The 1313-nt window shown below is 41.1% G+C and carries 1 protein-coding gene; it reads right to left on the bottom strand.

Features of this window, described 5'->3' with window-relative positions:
* Nucleotides 1-87: 87 nt before the first annotated feature.
* The gene (locus SST62_RS0106130) at nucleotides 88-1218 is read right to left on the bottom strand and encodes an ISAs1 family transposase (RefSeq protein WP_029186670.1); all 1131 of its coding nucleotides are present in this window, start codon (nucleotides 1216-1218) and stop codon (nucleotides 88-90) included.
* Between the last annotated feature and the right edge of the window lie 95 nt (nucleotides 1219-1313).

Raw genomic sequence — 1313 nt, 5'->3', positions numbered from 1 at the left:
CACGCCATACGCATGAAAACTTTCTTCTCTCCTTTTGTCTCCGGAAATAACTGCTTTAAACTTGGTATCTACCTTTGTGCAACCACCTTATCCTCGATCTCCAAATAATTGTGGCAAATAATCCTCCAAATGAACAGAAATATAGCGTTGTTTGCGACGGTAGCTCAACTTCTCCTTAGGGAATGTCATCATTTGTAGGAGATGAAGACAAACTTTGCGAATAGCATTCAAATTGAAGGCAGCTAGTTTATCTAAGGTTTGGTTCTTATCTTCTCGGTAAACCACATCTAACAGCCAATGTAGGCTCTCAACCGACCAATGACCGCGAACAACTTGTGAAAAAGTCTGCACATCGCCTTTGAAACTGAGGATAAAGTATCGCACTTCTTCCGTAATGATGCCATCTTTATCAATGGTATTCTTAGTCATCCCAATCCCACGAAGTTTTTTCCATTTTGGATGCCGTTGGCTCAGCCATTTCACATCGTGAGAAACCCAGTAGTCCCTCACCTCAATCTGACTACGTGCCTTTTCAATGGTCTGATAATGACAACCTTTTTCTGTCAACTGAGATAACAATTTGGCATCACTAAAATAAAGGTCAATATCCTCATGGAGAGTACCTTGATTTCCTTTGACTGCCAAGCAGTAATCACCCTTACCTCCTATAATCACGTCCGCAATGTCTGTCTGGGTGCCCATGGCATCAATCGTGACAACACTCTTACGAAGGTCTAGCTGACGCAAGAGACGAGGAATGGCAGTAATTTCATTGCTTTTATCCTCAACTGCTACCTGCCCAAGACTAATCCGATTGCCCCCATCATAGGCAGTGACAATATGAGTAGGAGATTGGTGTTTTCCTCGGTTCCCTCGAATCGTTTTTCCGTCAACAGCTATCAATTTTGAAAAATCAGTTGTTTCCGAACTAGCTTCAAAGGACAGTTTTAGCTCTTTTATGAAATCTGGATTAACCATACTCACAACACGTTCCAAGGTGTCATGAGAAGGACAGCCGACACTCAAGTCAACGTACTCTCCCAAGACAGATTCGTTCATTTCTATAAAATCCTCCATCTCTTTCCACGTTTCAATCCCTGCCAATTGACAAGAGAAAACTAGAAAGAGAATGGTAGATAAGGGATAGCGGATTTTCCATGCTTGACGGCTATCATACTCTTCTTTGTGTTCTTCTATGGATAAAAGAAAATCAATCATTGTAGTTCACCTCTATTCTAGTGTACTACTTTGATTGATGTTTGGTTATGATTTTCGTTTTCTGAAAACGAATTTTTCTTCATGCGTTTGGCGTG

The organism is Streptococcus suis YS56, assembly GCF_000440115.1.
Lineage (GTDB): Bacteria > Bacillota > Bacilli > Lactobacillales > Streptococcaceae > Streptococcus > Streptococcus suis_L.
The sequence above is the reverse complement of the archived record's forward strand: the minus strand, read 5'-3'. Positions and strand labels throughout refer to the sequence as shown.

Excerpts from the sequence above, each read along its gene's own strand:
- SST62_RS0106130 (WP_029186670.1), bottom strand. The coding sequence starts at position 1,218 with ATGATTGATTTTCTTTTATCCATAGAAGAACACAAAGAAGAGTATGAT.